Annotated in this window: 17 protein-coding genes; 5 read left to right on the top strand and 12 right to left on the bottom strand. The window is 43.3% G+C overall.

Going from position 1 to position 16450, the window contains the following annotated elements; all coding sequences use genetic code 11:
• Positions 1-6: 6 nt before the first annotated feature.
• From AVL57_RS18640 to arfB, 4 genes are all read right to left on the bottom strand, one after another.
• Positions 7-1002, bottom strand: a complete 996-nt coding sequence (locus AVL57_RS18640) for a hypothetical protein (protein ID WP_057795443.1) — start codon at positions 1000-1002, stop codon at positions 7-9.
• Between the two features lie 175 nt (positions 1003-1177).
• Positions 1178-1837 carry a hypothetical protein gene (locus tag AVL57_RS18645; protein WP_057795441.1) on the bottom strand — a complete coding sequence of 220 codons (660 nt, stop codon included), beginning with the start codon at positions 1835-1837 and terminating at the stop codon, positions 1178-1180.
• Positions 1838-2010: 173 nt separating this feature from the next.
• Complete coding sequence (locus AVL57_RS18650; protein ID WP_057795439.1) at positions 2011-2688, bottom strand: hypothetical protein; 678 nt, start codon at positions 2686-2688, stop codon at positions 2011-2013.
• Between the two features lie 150 nt (positions 2689-2838).
• Positions 2839-3252: an alternative ribosome rescue aminoacyl-tRNA hydrolase ArfB gene (gene arfB, locus AVL57_RS18655; protein WP_057795437.1), complete on the bottom strand. Its 414-nt coding sequence runs from the start codon at positions 3250-3252 to the stop codon at positions 2839-2841.
• A 138-nt stretch (positions 3253-3390) separates the two neighbouring features.
• On the opposite strand from arfB, the gene AVL57_RS18660 reads away from it, so the two are divergent.
• Positions 3391-4347, top strand: a complete 957-nt coding sequence (locus AVL57_RS18660; protein WP_082605014.1) for an alpha/beta fold hydrolase — start codon at positions 3391-3393, stop codon at positions 4345-4347.
• A gap of 41 nt (positions 4348-4388) precedes the next feature.
• Here AVL57_RS18660 and AVL57_RS18665 read toward each other — a convergent pair whose 3' ends face one another.
• From AVL57_RS18665 to AVL57_RS18680, 4 genes are all read right to left on the bottom strand, one after another.
• Positions 4389-4814, bottom strand: coding sequence for a hypothetical protein (locus AVL57_RS18665; protein WP_057795435.1), 426 nt, complete (start codon positions 4812-4814; stop codon positions 4389-4391).
• 86 nt (positions 4815-4900) lie between these two features.
• Positions 4901-5350 (bottom strand): hypothetical protein, encoded by a 450-nt coding sequence (locus AVL57_RS18670; RefSeq protein ID WP_057795433.1) that lies wholly within the window; start codon positions 5348-5350, stop codon positions 4901-4903.
• A 184-nt stretch (positions 5351-5534) separates the two neighbouring features.
• Positions 5535-6098: a CBS domain-containing protein gene (locus AVL57_RS18675; protein WP_057795431.1), complete on the bottom strand. Its 564-nt coding sequence runs from the start codon at positions 6096-6098 to the stop codon at positions 5535-5537.
• Positions 6099-6150: 52 nt separating this feature from the next.
• A complete protein-coding gene (locus AVL57_RS18680) occupies positions 6151-6444 on the bottom strand; it encodes a hypothetical protein (RefSeq protein ID WP_138118170.1) in 294 nt (97 codons plus the stop codon).
• A 263-nt stretch (positions 6445-6707) separates the two neighbouring features.
• Here AVL57_RS18680 and AVL57_RS18685 point away from each other — a divergent pair, with 263 nt between their 5' ends.
• Both AVL57_RS18685 and AVL57_RS18690 read left to right on the top strand, forming a co-directional pair.
• A complete protein-coding gene (locus AVL57_RS18685; protein ID WP_057795427.1) occupies positions 6708-7235 on the top strand; it encodes a cytochrome b in 528 nt (175 codons plus the stop codon).
• A 22-nt stretch (positions 7236-7257) separates the two neighbouring features.
• Positions 7258-7836: a YceI family protein gene (locus tag AVL57_RS18690; RefSeq protein ID WP_057795425.1), complete on the top strand. Its 579-nt coding sequence runs from the start codon at positions 7258-7260 to the stop codon at positions 7834-7836.
• A gap of 96 nt (positions 7837-7932) precedes the next feature.
• Here AVL57_RS18690 and AVL57_RS18695 read toward each other — a convergent pair whose 3' ends face one another.
• Together AVL57_RS18695 and AVL57_RS18700 are read right to left on the bottom strand one after the other, a co-directional pair.
• Entirely contained in the window at positions 7933-9225 is a 1293-nt protein-coding gene (locus tag AVL57_RS18695; protein WP_057795423.1) for an NAD(P)/FAD-dependent oxidoreductase, read from the bottom strand.
• A gap of 245 nt (positions 9226-9470) precedes the next feature.
• On the bottom strand, positions 9471-11576 hold the full coding sequence (locus AVL57_RS18700) for a TonB-dependent receptor (RefSeq protein ID WP_082605013.1): 2106 nt from the start codon (positions 11574-11576) through the stop codon (positions 9471-9473).
• Positions 11577-11901: 325 nt separating this feature from the next.
• On the opposite strand from AVL57_RS18700, the gene AVL57_RS18705 reads away from it, so the two are divergent.
• Positions 11902-12345 carry a DUF2721 domain-containing protein gene (locus AVL57_RS18705; RefSeq protein WP_013786482.1) on the top strand — a complete coding sequence of 148 codons (444 nt, stop codon included), beginning with the start codon at positions 11902-11904 and terminating at the stop codon, positions 12343-12345.
• A gap of 129 nt (positions 12346-12474) precedes the next feature.
• Here AVL57_RS18705 and AVL57_RS18710 read toward each other — a convergent pair whose 3' ends face one another.
• Entirely contained in the window at positions 12475-13482 is a 1008-nt protein-coding gene (locus AVL57_RS18710; RefSeq protein ID WP_057795422.1) for a 5'-methylthioadenosine/S-adenosylhomocysteine nucleosidase, read from the bottom strand.
• Between the two features lie 360 nt (positions 13483-13842).
• Here AVL57_RS18710 and AVL57_RS18715 point away from each other — a divergent pair, with 360 nt between their 5' ends.
• On the top strand, positions 13843-14727 hold the full coding sequence (locus tag AVL57_RS18715) for a LysR family transcriptional regulator (protein ID WP_057795420.1): 885 nt from the start codon (positions 13843-13845) through the stop codon (positions 14725-14727).
• A 75-nt stretch (positions 14728-14802) separates the two neighbouring features.
• Here AVL57_RS18715 and AVL57_RS18720 read toward each other — a convergent pair whose 3' ends face one another.
• Positions 14803-16125, bottom strand: a complete 1323-nt coding sequence (locus AVL57_RS18720; RefSeq protein ID WP_057795418.1) for a porin — start codon at positions 16123-16125, stop codon at positions 14803-14805.
• Between the last annotated feature and the right edge of the window lie 325 nt (positions 16126-16450).

Genomic DNA, 16450 nt, shown 5'->3' on the forward strand with positions numbered 1-16450 from the left:
GCGCGATTAGAAGTGAAACCTAACACCAAGTTCAGCTAGTGTTTCTTGATAGTCTGCTGACACTAGGGTTGATCCATAGTCTTTGTATTGCGTGCTTACGATAAAATCTACGTTTTCCATAGCCGCATATTCTATGCTCGCTTTGAAGACATGCCTATTGTCCTCTCGTCGCCCATCTTCTTGTTGTTCAAACTCACTAAAAGGTGCGCCTGAAGCGGCAGGTTCACTGCTCTGGCTACCTTTACTATAATGCCTACTCTCCATTTCATAGCCGAGCTTGATGTCGAGCGCTTTACCCCACAAATTGGCCGGGTAGGTATAGCTGGCGTCAATACCATGGCTGGTATAGTCGAACGCTTGAGCCAACGCATCTTCATGTTGATATTTCGCGCCTACTTGGATAAAGCTTTGGTTTTTAAAAAACCAAAAACCATCAAAGCGGCTAGATAGCGCCTCAGCGTCGCGCTCTGGCACCGATTCAAACGACTTATCAATGGTATCTACACTTAGACGCCAATAACCTTGGATATACGCACTGTTGGCCAATGAAATACCGCTTTGTTGATAAGTAAGAAAGGCATTGTTATTAAGTTCGGCGTTTGCATAATAGTGATGAACACCAATTTTAGCCCAGGGCGATTGATAGCTCGCCTCACCCGACAAGGTCGTAATAGCTAGGTCAAAATCCGGCAGCTCGTTGTAGCGAGTTTCACTATGCTGTGCAGACGCAGTGATTTGCCATTTATCGGTAGGCGTTATGGCTACCTTCAGCTTCGCATTTCCTTTTATTGCTGAGTCTGATGTGTCGGTATTCGTATCAAGTTCACTAACGTTAACGTTTGAGTCGTGATGAGCACCAATATAGGCTTCTCCATTCACTATTATCATCTTGTGCTCGACAGTTTCTGTGCTGTTTTCTGACTGACTCGCCATGGCAATTTTGCCAATCAAGCTCAAGGCAATAGATACACTTAATAATGGTATGGGGGTTTTAAGGCTCATGCAGGTTTCCTACTAAATCGAATAATCGCGGAATTAACGCACGGAATTAACGCATGGAATTAAAGGTGGGGCTGGGAATAGCGCCACCCTCCTACTTTTATAACCTTCATAGTGGTAGGAATAACGAGGATGGCGGCTGTTCACGGTGCGTCGAACACGTTAATCTGCGTGATTGTTACTGGTTTAGAATGCCAGCAATGTTTCCGCTTACTGTGTTTTCAACAGTGGTTGAAACCGTATTTTCGATTTGCCCACTTACTTGACCAGATACTTGGTTAGCCACACTATCTTCAACCTGTGATTGCGCTACCGCTTCAACCGACTGGGTTAATATTGAAGACACCATGCCATTGACATCAGCCGCTTGCGATACACTGCTATCAACTACCCCTGATACCACGTCAGTGGCGGCAGAAGTAGCGACATTTAAGGCTCCTGAAGCATTTGTAGCAATGCTCTGTGTTGCCGCAACACTACCTTCAAGAGCACTTTGCGTACTGGTGAGCTGAGTGAGGATTTCACCGCTTGTTTCATCAGATGCTTCTGATGTGTCGTTAGTAGTGGCAATAGCATCAGCTTGGTCTGCGTTTTGCGTTTCGTTGCCAGTTTCAGGGCTAGCCTTAGTGTCGGTAACCGCATTTGACTGTGCGTCTACATTTGCCAAAGCGGAAGTTTGTGAAGACATTGACTGGGTAAAACTTGCTTGCTCACCAGACCCATTGGTTGAAGCTCCGGTGCTATTAGACACTGAAACAGATGCAGCTACAGTCTGAGCCAACGCCACGTTTGAAGTAACACCTAATGCAACAATTAAAGCAGTATGTAGTTTGTTCATTCGTTTATTTCCTGTTTTCATCAAAGACACTTAAATAACGAATGAACCTCATCGTTTATTCCAAAAAACAATTAAAAAATTTTTCACAAACAAAAACACCCCGCTTTAAGCGGGGTGTTTTATTCAATTCATTATATTTTAATCATTATATAAAACGACGCTATAAGGGGTTTTTAGTCACCAGAAGCATTTAATCCAGCTTCCCACCAAGGCGATGAATAATCGATATTTTCTTGTGGCAGCACATTAGAGTAACGCATTCTTACCGACTCCCAAAAAGCCGCTTTGAATACAGGATCGTAAATAACAAACTCGCCTTGTGAGCGATATTGCTCAAACAAATCCTTATAAGCACCAACGGGGGTAAGCGGGTTACTTTGCTGGAATACAACATCTCCACCAAAGGTTTCATACAGTGACTTAGACACTTTCCAACTTTTAGCCATGCCTTCTGCCATGGCTAGACGGTAACGTTCAACTTCTTCATCTGAGTATTCAGCATTGTGGCTTAAATCGACTGTCCAAGTTTTAATAACCGCATAAGCGGATTCAACTTCGCTTTCTGAAGGCTCAATGTTGTTTTCGTCGGCAAAGTCAGCAATAACAGATTCACTAATTTTTGTGCCTAACGCACGCTGAGCTAAAAGTTTTCGGATCTCAACTTCAGATTTGTCACTAAGAATAGACTGGAAGCGATCTACATCACTTTGGCTAGGTTGTAGTTCGCTATTTGAAATAGATTTACCGAAGAGTTTCGCTATTATTTCGTTAGCCGCTTGTGGCGTATTTATCCCAAGCGAGACAACGATGGCAGCGAAAAGTACCATAGGTATAATGTCAGACCGTGTCATTGAAGAAATTCCCTTATATCCATAACAGCTTGAGCGTAAAACGTATTCTTTAATCGTATATTTTTCGTATTTAACTCATTAATACGTAGAATGTTCCATTCATTTTACGAAACGACGTCGCTGAAGACCTATACTTTAGGCTAAAGTAGGTTAAATATCCACTTTTTTCCGCATAGATTTTCTCACGCTTTGTTGCTTTTTGGCCTCGCCACGCCTCGCTTTTACTGCTCGACTCATGCGGGTTGCCTTCCTTGGTTTTTGTTTTTTAGTGGCACTGACTATCCATGCTTTTAGACGCACAATGGCATCTTCCCGATTCTGTTCTTGAGTTCGAGAATTTTGCGCTTTCAGAACAAACACACCCTCGTTAGAGATGCGGCTGTCTTTTGTATTAAGCAGCGTATCTTTTACCTCTTGAGGCAAAGACGAGGCAGGTATATCAAGGCGCAGATGGATAGCACTGCTCACTTTATTTACATTTTGCCCGCCAGCACCTTGTGCTCTGATGGCTTGCATTTCAATGTCGCTATCTTCTAGCGTGATAGTAGGGGTAATCGTAATCATAACTTAACGGTTATATTCTTCACTTGTGAGTTATTTGACAGTTTATAAATTGTACTTAGCGCCATAGAAAAAGGCTTACATTGACTGTCTATTCATTTCTTATTAGTTTACTAATAACGCTAATAAAGGGAACACATTGTGGTGGTCATTTACATTGTTGTCGCACTTATCTTCTGCCTTTTGGTGGCGTCGTGGTTTTTCACTCAGCATATCGATAAGAAAATCGAAAAAAACTTCCGTCCACCAGGCCAATTTTCAAACGTACAGCAAGAAAAAATTCATTACACAAAACAAGGACAAGGCCCCGCCCTTATTCTTATTCATGGACTTGCGGGTAATGCACTTAACTTTACTGCTTTAGCGAATCAGTTAGCCAAGCACTATACTGTGTACAGTATTGACCGCCCTGGAAGCGGCTTTTCTACGCGTCATCGTAACACATCGGCAGATTTTAGCGTTCAAAGCGCCACCATTTTAGCCTGGATGTCACAGTTAAATTTAGGCGAAGCATTTGTTGCAGGGCACTCTATGGGGGGCGCAATTGCTTTGCGCATGGCACTAGATGCACCAGATAAAATAAAGTCTGTCTCGCTGCTTTGCCCGTTAACGGTTCCCTTAACAAAAGGGCCTGGTCCTTTATCTGTACTGTACATTCCCTATCAAAGGTTGCGCAGTTTAATCAGTAAAACGTTGGCCGCGCCGCTGCGTATAGTTTTTGGTAAGAAACAGGTTGCTCAAGTCTTTTTTCCAGAACGTGTACCCTCAAATTTTGGAAGTGAGAGCGGTGGTGCACTTGCGCTGCATTCAGAGAGCTTTTATCAAGCTAGCTGTGACATGGTAGCTTCAACAGAAAGTTTGTATAAACAGTTTGAGCACTACAAGACTATTTCGTGCCCGGTAGGTATTTTATATGGTGAACAAGACGCCATCTTATCACCCGATGCGCATATGTCTTATATTGCTACGTCGCTTCCTAGTAGCATGGCTGAAATTATTCCTAACGCTGGCCATATGATTATAAATACTCAGCCTGAAGCTTGTTTTAACTTCATAAACAAAGTGAACAAAGTAGGCGTTCAGCTAGGGCTCGCTTAACAATGTTATGCATTTTGTCTATTTATGCACCGAGTCATTCCTTAATGCGTAACCACTCTGGTAGCAGAGCTTGCCTTAGTATTTCGTAAATGCGATAGACTTGGTCTTAGTTCAACAGTTTGCTTTAGTTCTCGTAAGTAATCAGTGACCTTTTCAATACCATCTGAAGTAAAACACAGGTTTTTAGGCGAGGTTTTTATTTCACTTTGATATTGCTGAAACCATGTTTGCATGGCCTCACTGTCCCCTTCTGACAACGCAATGAGTAAATGATACATACGTATGAAAGAAAGCTGTCTACGGTACTCGGTCGTGCCATGCTCGAACCCAAGTAGGGTGGTTTGCGATAGGGATGTTTCAGAAACGCCAAGTAAATCAGCAGCCTCTGCTTGATTCAAGCCAACTTCTTGGTAGGCCCAAGTGAAAGCTTTTATAACAACACTGGGTGGATAGGTGCTATGGATCATAGTTTGGCCTCGATTTCAGTTGTTTAAAACATCTTACTTATCGAGAATATTGCGAGAATCATTCCAACTTGCTGAGCTTCACGCAACTACTGGCAATGTTGTTTAGTTTTCACAAAATGGGCGCGCTCTGCGTCTTCATCAAGAACATAACCAAGGTGAGTTAACCACGCCCTTGCTTCTTCGTAGGTATCAAAGAAAGAAAAGTCTACACCGGTTTGACGATATACCGCTTCAAGTTGATTTTGGGTGGTTGATTTTACTAATGACGATTCAAGTACTAACGCTAAATGACTTAACCCAAGATGACGAACTGCAGATATACGCTCAGTCAGAAGACTCTCAGCATCGGGAATAAGCAGGGACTCCCCTTCAAGAACCACAATATCACCCCAGTTACTGCCATGCATATCGATAGACTTATCCCGATAATCAAGCACTAAACCATCAACACACTCACAATTCCAGGGGCCGTAAGCTTGGGTAAGCATAACGTTACCGCACCGAGTAACTACAAATGAGCCATGTACTGGTTTCATAAATCTCTGTTCTTCAATACTCCATAATCAAACTATAGACAATGATTTCGAAATTCGAAATGTAGTAGGCCATCGCGCCCTCAATGCTGTTGAGGGCGCGATGGTAACGCGGAGCTATTTCAAGTGTGATACTGGCAAAGTTAACCCCCTCTACCGTGGCATTGGCAGCGGTAAATAGAGTAAGCTATGCAGCTAACACCCGAATTAATTGTGAAAACGTAGGTTTATCTTGAACATCAAGAGGGGCTCTTAATTCACGAGCAATATCACTCACGCTAATAACACCGCGTACCTCGTGGGAATCTCTGTCGAGCACCAAGCAATGATGCTGCCCATAATCTTTCAGGGTTTCTACCACATCCCCTACCGACGATTTTGTCAATTCAGTGAAATCAAATGACATTAATGATGTTTTCGCCTGCATGAAGTCACGTACCACTAACCCATCTCTAGGCACTTTTAATTCAGCAATTCTTTGTACAATATGCTGTTCACTCACGTCTTGTGACGTAATTATGCCGGTGAATGCATTATTGGCATCTACCACCAACATCATACGAACATGAGATTGGCGCATAATTTTTTCGACTCGTGTCGCTGGTGCATTTTCGTCAATTACATGTGGCATGTATTGTTTGAAGTCTGTAAATACCGCCATCGCTGACGATGTGACAGACACTTTATTTTCAACAACAGGCCAAGCTAGACGATCGGCGGCATCGGTTTTATGAAGTTGTAAGGTATGCATTACCTTCCCCTTAAATTAGTTAACAAATTAAATAGATAAATGAATATTTTGTTTAACTAAGGTGGGGTGGAGCGCGAATGGGATGTGCTGCATTGTCTGCATCGCTGGGCAGGGTGTAAGTAAAAAAGCGAGTATTGGGAACAATGCTACTCGCGAAGAAAGCACTTAAAAAGTAGGCGCCATCATCAAGCTCGTCTTTATCACTGGCTTGCTCTAGATTTGATGAGGCTAAATATTGAATGCTAATGTCATTCGATACTTGTGAAATCTCTTTGCTCAATACATTACCAGCACCATTTTCAGGTACTAGGAATGACATTGTGAGTAGCAACAGCAAAAGATTCAAAAGAAGAACTCCAGCGACATTTAAAAAACGGGTTAACTCACCCTTACTTAATACTATATGGCTTTTTTATTCACTATCACTTAAACCCGCCTCAATTTTTAGACGATTTATCGCTTATTTTCTAATTACTAAATTTAAGTACCGTTTCAACTTGCATATTCATTCTAATAAATAGAACGCACTGTAATAAGCTTTGAAATATTCACTTTTTAATTGTTCCAGTAGACTCGTTTTAAAATTTGGTTCTATTGCTTAGTTCACTTATGAAAAAACGCTGGCCTCTTTGGCTGATCTTAATCCACTGGCTCACCTTACTGGTAGTAATAGGTATGTTTGCCTCTGGGCTATGGATGGTAGATTTGACCTACTATAGCGATTGGTACAAAACCGCACCCCACTGGCATAAAAGTGTAGGGCTACTGTTGTTCGCAGTGACTTTACTTAGGCTGATTTCGCGCGCATTTACCCAGAGACCACCGACTTTTGGCAGCAAATTTGAGAAGTTAGCGAGTAAGTTAGGACACAGTGCTATTTATCTTGTCCTTTTAGCGCTTTTTACCTCAGGCTACCTTATTTCAACCGCCGATGGCAGAGCCATAGAGGTATTCAATTGGTTTGCTGTTCCTGGGTTAGGTGAGTTTATTGAAAACCAGGAAGACCTGGCCGGCGAGGTGCACTTTTACCTAGCTTGGACACTAATCGTGCTGACTTCTTTACACGGGTTGGCGGCATTGAAACACCATTTTATTGATAAAGACGACACACTGAAGCAGATGTTAAGGCTTCGCTAAATACTTATATTAAGGAGATTTTATGAAGAAGTTAACTCTTGCAATCGTGACGGCTATAGCACTAAATTCTGCGCTAAGTTCAGCTCACGCGGCTGATTATATTATTGACTCAAAAGGTGCTCATGCATCAGTTAATTTCAAAATTCAGCATTTAGGTTACTCATGGCTGACAGGGCGCTTTAACGACTTCAAAGGTACCTTTAGCTACGATGAAAATAACCCTGCTGCTGCGTCTGTTTCGGTGACTATCGAAACCGATAGCGTAGATTCAAACCATTCAGAACGCGATAAGCATTTAAGAGGCGACGACTTTTTGAATGCAGATGATTTTCCAGAAGCCAAATTCGTTAGCACTAACGTGGCTGACAAAGGCAACGGCTTGTTAGACATTATGGGCAACCTTACGCTGCATGGTGTGACTAAACCCGTGACTATTGAAGCTAAAAAGATTGGTGAAGGTAGCGACCCGTGGGGCGGTTACCGTGCTGGCTTTTCAGGCACCACCACTATTGCATTAAAAGACTATGGTATCGACTACGACCTAGGCCCAGCATCACAAACTGTTGAGCTTTCGCTTCATGTTGAAGGCGTTAAACAGTAACCCTGTAAGCTTAATAAATAACAAAGCCCGCTGATGCGGGCTTTTTACGTTAATAGGTTGAATATACTTACCTAAGCATGACTCATACCTTATAAATTAATGTAGCTTTAACTTAGGGCTAATGGCATAACTCAGCTTCTTGAGTAGCAGCTTTAGTGCGCCCCTTAGTTTTCCGTGCACAGCAAATTGGTGCATGTTGTACAAGGAGATATAAACTATCTTCGCTAAACGCCCTTCAATAAACATGCTTGAATTGGATAACGAGCCCATCAAGCTGCCCACCGTGCTGTAGTTACTTAAATGCACGAGTGAACCATAATCTTTATAGACATAGCCTTTTAATTCTTTACCCCGACGCAATGCAATAATATTGTCTGCCGCCGTGTTTGCCATTTGATGCGCAGACTGCGCTCTTGGTGGTACCCACTTACCATTTTCTTGCTTGAATCCACAGCAATCGCCAATGACCCAAATGCTACCGTCGCCAGTGCTTTGCAAGTGTTCATTAACAAGAATTTGGTTTGCGCGATTCGTCTCAAAAATGCCCATTTCGGTGACAAAATCCGGCGCTTTAACACCTGCCGCCCACACCATCAAATCAGCATCTACGCGGCTGCCGTCTTTGGTAATAAGGCCATTTTCGTCAGCCTCAGCTACCATGGTGCGTTCTTTAATATCTACTCCAAGCTTATGCAGCGCCTTACGGGCTGAGTTGGCGATACGCTCTGGCAATGCGGGCAGTATTCGCTCACCGGCTTCTACAATAGTGATTTTTAAACGAGACGCTGACATGCCTGGCATGCCGTAGGTTTTCGATAAGTTAGCAACATGATGAAGCTGAGCGGCTAATTCAGTGCCCGTTGCACCCGCGCCCACAATAGCAACTCTAATAAAGCTATTCTCATCTTCTTGCTGATTAATACGAATAAGCTGATTTAACAAACCACGATGAAATCGCTCGGCTTGCACCAGTGAATCTAGAAAATAGCAATGCTGTGCAACACCTGGCGTACCAAAGTCGTTACTGACACTACCAATTGCCAATATCAGTTGATCGTAGGGTATTTTACGTTCGGGTAATATCGCCACGCCCTCATCATCGAATAATGGCGCGAGAGTGATAGTTTTGGCCTCTGCGTCAATGGCACACATGCTCCCTAACTGAAAGCGATAGTGATGTGCAGCTGCGTGAATAGCGTAATCAACGCCATCTGAGTGCTTGTCTATAACGCCTGCAGCCACTTCATGAAGCAGGGGCTTCCAAATGTGAGTGCGACTTCTATCAACTAGGGTTATTTCTGCTTCGTTCTTTCTCCCGAGGGTGCGGCTTAAGCGGCTTACAAGTTCAAGACCTCCAGCGCCACCACCGACAACAACTATTTTTTGCATGGGTTTACCTATAATTTAATCATTCCACGTATCTCATCTTTCATAATCCACGATTATTGAAATGATATACCTGGCGCGACTAAAGGTATTCGCTGCATATATGGGGTTAACAGTACGCCTGAACGCATTTTCTCGCAAGCCTGACAGGTTGGTTCTAGCAGGGCATACGATAAAAAAGGCAAAAAAAACGGTAACCGTGAAATACACGCTACCGCTTTTTGTACCAGAGTAGATAATGCTTTTAACTAATACTGATAATCAACGCTAAACATTACGTTTCTTGGCCGCCCTGGAAAGTACCTATCTGCGGTAAAGGTTGTGTAATCGGCCCGTTCAGCATAGGCGGTATCGAGCAAGTTATTCACTCTTGCGTACACTGATACTTCTGGCGAAATTGCCCAAGAGGCTCGTAGATTCAATAAATCATGACCTTCGTACTCGTTAAGGTTTTCAGCATCGGTATAGTATTCATCAACATGCTGCCACTCAATTTCAGCCTGGGTGTTTTGCGTAAAGCTGTATCCTAGGCGAGCGTTGAAGGTGAGGTTTGGCGCAGTATCAATATCGTTACCCTTAATATCGACTTCACCCAAAAGCTCACTGTGCTCATACGTATGTTTGGCATAGCTGCCTGCAAACGCAAAATTCAGACCTTGGCTGATTTGATAGTTAAAGGTTAGCTCTACCCCTCTGTGCCAAGTTTCTCCATTGCTTACATTGAAAAAATCACTATCACGATAAATCACATTGTCTTTAGTTAAGCTATAAGCAGATACCACATAGCTAAAGACTTTGTGCTGCCCTTTAACACCTACTTCTACGTTGGTGGCGGTGACAGAGTCTAAGTCGGCAATTTGTTGACTGCGCTGAAGTCTGTAAAGCTCAGTTGCTTGCGGGGCACGATAGCCTCGAGATAAGCCCGCATACCATAACGTTGTTTCACTGCATTGAAAACTCACCGAGAGTTTAGGGCTAAAATTACTGTAGTCGTTAGTACCACTTTCAGGTCTTGCGTATCGACAGCCACCAAAGCCACATTCAGTGCCATCATCACGAGTACGACCCGATATCATGTTGTTGGTGTAATCGTAATCCATAAACTCATACCGCCCACCCAGTGAAACCGCCCACGCTGCTTGTTGCCAATTAAGCGCAATAAATGGCGCATAAAGGGTAGCGTCTACTTGGTAGTCGTAATGAAGCCCTACAGGCACGGTTTCCACTAGGAAAGCAGAGCCCACAGTTTCGCTATCTTGGGATTGTACCAAGCTTCCTCGGGTATACTCAGCATCTAACCCAGCATCAATACTTAACGTATTGTTCACCACATGATGATATTGGGAAAGTACACCAAAGCCTTCTTGGTCGTTTTGTTCAAGAGGTGTACCGGGTAAAAAATGCATGCGAAATTCCATGCTTTGGTCGCGGAAGTATGGCGTAACTGACAGTGCATTGGCGCCGCTTAATGCTACATCTACTTTACTCCACACTCGCAAACTTTTCGCTTTTCGAAAGGCTTCAGGGTTGTCGTTACCTTGGGCGATATCTTCATCTTTATAGCTTTCAAACCCAGTAATGTAACCAGCGGTTTCTTGATCTAAGTGGGTGTACGTCAGCCCACTGGTTACCTTCAGGTTATCAACTTCGTAGCGGTGGCGAAGGTTAACCTTTTCTTGATCCACACTTTCTTCGTCTCGATACCCGCCGTCGCGGGTAATGCTCGCGTTTATACCTACACCCGAATTACCAAAGTCTTTACCTTGCCTTAGCTTCAGTCTGCTATAGCCGTAAGAACCATAATCAATTCCGTATAAAGCGGTGTCTTGGGTAACATCGGGGGTAATAACATTTATCACGCCGTGAATAGCGTTAGAGCCATAAAGGGGTGAAGCAGGGCCTTTTAAGACCTCGATGCGTTCAGCCATTTCGCCATGGGCTTCGAACAACTCGTTAATATTACAAAAACCGGCTGCGCGTAAAGGAATGTTATCTTCAGCAGCCAGTATACCGCCACAAGCCCCAGCGCCTGTAAGCACTGGCGAGCGTAGTGCAGGCAAATATTCCTGCCCATTTCCTCGCTGAACACCCGCGCCTGCAATAAAGTTTAACACTTCTTGTATATGGCTTGGTGATACAAAGCTTATGTCATCGCTTGAAACACTAGATACCACATATCCTGAATTTGAGGTGGAATTAGCAATTCGGCTTCCTGTTGTCACTACACGTTCTATTGATTCTATGCTTTTGGCAGTGTTTGCGCCTTCTGGGATTTGCGCGGCAGCATGAGAAGAAAACGACACGACAGTCACGGTGCTAAGGCTATGTAAAAATAACCTGAATGTGGAGCTCATTGCTTGTCCTTTCTATAGATTTGGCGAGATTAACATACGTATAATATGTGTCATTTGACCACAATATTAGTGCTTGCTATAACGCCAATTGTATCGCTAACTATTTAGCGATTAATAGTGAAAATAATAACTTACCCAGCAAAAGCGTGCATTGCTTAAGTATGGATACGGGTTAGAAGCCTTAACTCACCGCCGGCACTTATACACGACACTTATAACCAATACTTATAAACAACACCCGCGTTACGCAAGTGGGCTAAGCTGTATATAAATTACGTATAAGCTTCGTAAAGGCGATAGCACAGCAGTAATACCGGAGGAATTTTTGGATACCTTAATACCTAGCCTATCTCAACTTATTGAATTTGCGGTGGCCCCTGTTTTTTTACTTACGGGTATAGCAGGTTTTTTGAATGTTATGTCGTCTCGGCTTGGCAGAATATCAGACAGAGTAAGGGTAGCAGAAAGGCAAATTCATACCCTCTCAGACCCTCATATTGTTGACCGTTCAAAACGAGAAATAAAAGTACTTTGGCGCAGAGTGAAGGTCATCAACTGGGCCATTGGCTTGTGCGTGGCCTCGGGACTAATGGTGTGTACCGTCATTGTGGCTTTATTTGCGGGCTCTCTGTGGTTTGTTGATTTAAAAACACCCGTTATTTCACTGTTTATATTGGCAATGATGTTTCTAATTTGTGCCCTTGTTGTCTTTTTAGTGGAAGTAAAACTGGCTACTACCACCATCAATATGGTGCGTACTATTCGCTAAAAAGGTATTGAGAAAAAAGCGAGGCAAACGCTACAACTTAATAGATTTGCCTCATTTTTTGTAGGTTGGGCGATGTTATTCATCCGCAGCTACCAACCTGTGTAGCCTTCTGATTAGATCAGAACCTATCTATTCAGCCAACTCATCAAGCACAGCAAATAATACGTTAGCGCCTACTCGCGAGACTTCTTTATCGTACATGTTTTCTGTATTCACACCCTCCTGGCCACCCGCTAAATCACTGATAGCACGAATGATTACCCAGTCTACATCGTTAATCGTGCATACTTGGCCAATCGCCGTAGATTCCATTTCGGTGACTTCAGCCGTGAAAACATCCCGTACCCATTTTCTGTATTCTCGGTTATCCATAAACACCGAACCGGTAACACCATTTCCGCCAACATGCAGCTTGGCATTACGTTCATTCAAAATACGTTGGGCAGGCATTTCTGCCATTGCTGTTTTTGCCGCATTCAACAACCTGGGTGATGCGGTGAAATAAGGCGTATCTTCTGGTTTATCCATACCATCTTTTACAATAAGCACTTCATCTGGGTGGATAAACTGGAACGGCTTATATTTAGGATAATGTGGGTCTTCTGCTATTCGCGCTGGCTGCTCTTCCATAAACTTAGCGTAGTACTCAGGTAGCACGTACTCACCTGGGTTTTCAGCGTCTTCATTGGTATAAACACTTTCATCATGGTAGTACCAACGCTCTGGCACTATAACATCACCTGGTTGCCACTTGGGATTTACCGCGCCAGCAATGCCCATATAAACCACCTGTTTAACAGGGAAATAATCTAGCGCCATTTGTGTCGACATGGCCGCATTGGCAATACTCATACCGGTAGCGAAAACAAGAATAGGTTCATCGTGATAGGTCCCAATACGATAAGTAATACCTTTGATTGTGGTGGTGGTGTGTATTTGTGCATCAGGATCAGAATCGATTTTGCCCAAAATACCTTCCATTTCTGGAGCGTAAGCAACCATCACAGCGGTAAATTTATCGCCAGTAAAAGACGCCGGACCATATTGAGGCTGAGTGACAGGTGAAGTGTTGGCACACCCCGTTATCACCACAACAAATGACATGCACAACAGAAACGAGATAACACGAAGTTTCATAATCACCATTCTTATTCAGTTTTTATTGGGAGGAGCAGAGGCAAAAGCCTGTGCGCTCTGCGTTGTTTAATTCTTAACGTACCAGCTTTCGGAATGAAAGAAAGTGTTATATCGGCATTTTACAAATATTAAAAACACTGGATACACCCCCCTAACAAATGACATTCAGCGAAGGTTATCTTATTTTGCTTTTTAAACTAATTCTTTCTCCTCTATAGAATAAAACGCGCTTAGTTGCAGTTTCATAAGCTGAACACGGATGTGCGGCTACCCTTATTGGATTACATTTATAGGAGATAAAAGCGCTTAAAAAAGCAACGCGAGACCAACTGACTCGTATCGATGAGGATACAATTACCAATGAACATGAAACTACTTCGCTCTCTGCAAATTTTTGTTGAGGTCGCTGAAAGCGGTAGCATGAGTATTGCAGCCCGAAACCTGCATATGACCGTTTCGGCAATTAGCCAACAACTAAGAAAACTTGAACAAGACATTGGGCTGAGTTTATTTAACCGTAATACCCGAAACTTGAGCCTTACCGAGGCTGGAAGGATCTATTACGACACCAGCAAGAAGATGTTAGACACCGCTGTTGAAGCACAGGAACGTATTGAAACGCTTCAAGACGCGCCTTCAGGTAAAGTAAATATTATTGCTCCAGAAGGTTTTGGTGGTGGCTTATTGAGTCAGCCCTTGCAGAAGTTATGTGAGGATTTCCCGAAAATAAATGTATCGCTGACGCTAACCGACCAACCTACAGACATTATTGTTTCAGGTGCCGACTTACTGCTTGGCTTTACTCCAGTGTCTGATACTAATTTCAGCAGTTTAGAGTTGGCCACATGGCGACGAATTCTGTGTGTATCGGCTGAGCATCCTTTGGCAAAATCGCCTCTAGAGTCGCCCGACATTCTTCAAGAGTATTCCTATATTTCTCACCGCCATATAGAAGAATACGTCATGAAGCACGACAAGCTTGATAAAGTCCCGCTGACGTCTAGCCGTATTGAGCTTGATTCAATGCAAACCTTAATCCAGCTTACGCGTGATGGACTTGGGTATGCAGTGCTGCCTGAACCAGAGGTGCGCCACTTACTTAGTGAAGGCTCAATGAAGCAGCTATTCACTGACTGGTCGTTACCTGATTACACCGTATATGCGGTTACCCCTAAACGTGAATTGGTGCCTGCTAAAATCAGTGCGGCTATTACATGTTTGCAAGACTGGTTCTCTGAAATCTAAGTTATCCGAATTAGTCGCTTTTTGAAGCATAAAAAAAGGGCATCATGATGATGCCCTTTTTCTTGTCAAACTTGCTTAGAAGCTTGTATTAACCTGCAAACTAAATACGTTCGCTTTAGCATGCTCAGTAGCCGTAAGGTCACTTACGATAGTACCAATAGAGCGCTGCTGGCTAACTGCCGCTTCACGACCTTTAATATAGGCATAAGCCATATCAATGCTGGTGCTTTCAGTTAATGCGTATGTTGCACCTACCGTGTACCAATGACGATCGGTATCTGGAATACTCAATGAACGGTGCTCGTAGCTCACTGCGCCATCGTCGTACGCATAGCCAGCACGAAGCGTAATCTTGTCGCTATAAAGGTAAGTTCCACCCACGCTTAAGCGTAATGAATCTTCAAAATCTTCTTCTTTAAGTAGTAAATCATCACCACTATCAAGCTCTGCATTCAACTTATCAAATGCGCTCCATTCAGTGAATACAACACTGGCTTGCACTGACCATTCATCGTTAAGCTGTTGGTTAATCGCCACTTCAGTGATTGCAGCTAAATCTAAATCTAGTGAACCGCCTTGGTTGTATAGCTCTGCCACTGCAGGAATGATAGCGCCTAGGTCTGATTCAATTTCACCTTCAAGATTTAGCTCTGTTTCTGCACGGTAGCTAAACGCCAACTTAGTGGTCTCTGTGGCTTGCCATAACGCGCCAACATTCCAACCAAAGGCAACATCGTCACCAGACATTTTAACAATAGTTGCATTACCTAGTGCATCGCTACCAAGTAGCGCACCAAATGCTTGAGGAATAGCAGTACCAATTTCGGCTTCTGCGTAAGTCACGTTAAGACCAAAACCTAAGCTTAATGTATCGTTTACTTTGTAAGCCACAACAGGGTTTAGCGTAAATGAGGTTACTTCGGCGTCATCAGCAAAGTGCAAACCGTTATAGCTATCGCTGTAGTCGGTAGCAAGGCCGTAGTTAGAGAATGCGCCAATACCCCAAGATACTTTGTCATTCACAGGTGCAGTGTAGAAAAAAGAAGGCACAGCTGCCGAGGTAGCAATATCTTCTTCACTGGCGTCATATGTATTTGCAAACAGCACTTCACCGCTTTCGTTGTACACAGCAACATCCATATCACCACGAATATCAACCTGTGGATTGATGTAGCTTACCTGCGCACTGAACTGAGCCGTTTTAAACTCAGTAATTGCAGCAGGGTTAGTAGCAAGAATTGATGCATTTTCAGGCGTTGCCGCTTGGCCCGCCATCGCGCGACCAAAACCATTTGCGCTATGCTCGTTTACTTGGAAACCAGCAGCTAGCACAGAAGAAGATGCCATCGAGGCTAGTGCTAAGCATACAGAGGCACGTAAAGAAAAATATTGCTTCATAAAAATACTCTTATAGAACAGGAAATATGCAGTGGCGCATTCTACGGATACGGTAAGTTTTGTTCAATGCAAGTTAACGCCATTTACGCTGATTTATCGCATTTTTTACAACTTTAGCGGCATAATTAAAGAAGATGTAAACATTTTGCAAATAATAGATTGCAAATATTGGCGCTATTTGTAAATTCTGACATTTGCCATTCACCATAAATAAATGAGGAAGGCTTGATAAAACACGCTATTTTTGACCTTTCTAGTGATTATGCTTGTATAAGCAGTTTCTAGCCCCACAACTGTAGTACAAGATAATTTCAACAGCCTAAGG

The sequence above is a fragment of the Alteromonas stellipolaris genome, from assembly GCF_001562115.1.
Taxonomy (GTDB): Bacteria; Pseudomonadota; Gammaproteobacteria; order Enterobacterales; family Alteromonadaceae; genus Alteromonas; species Alteromonas stellipolaris.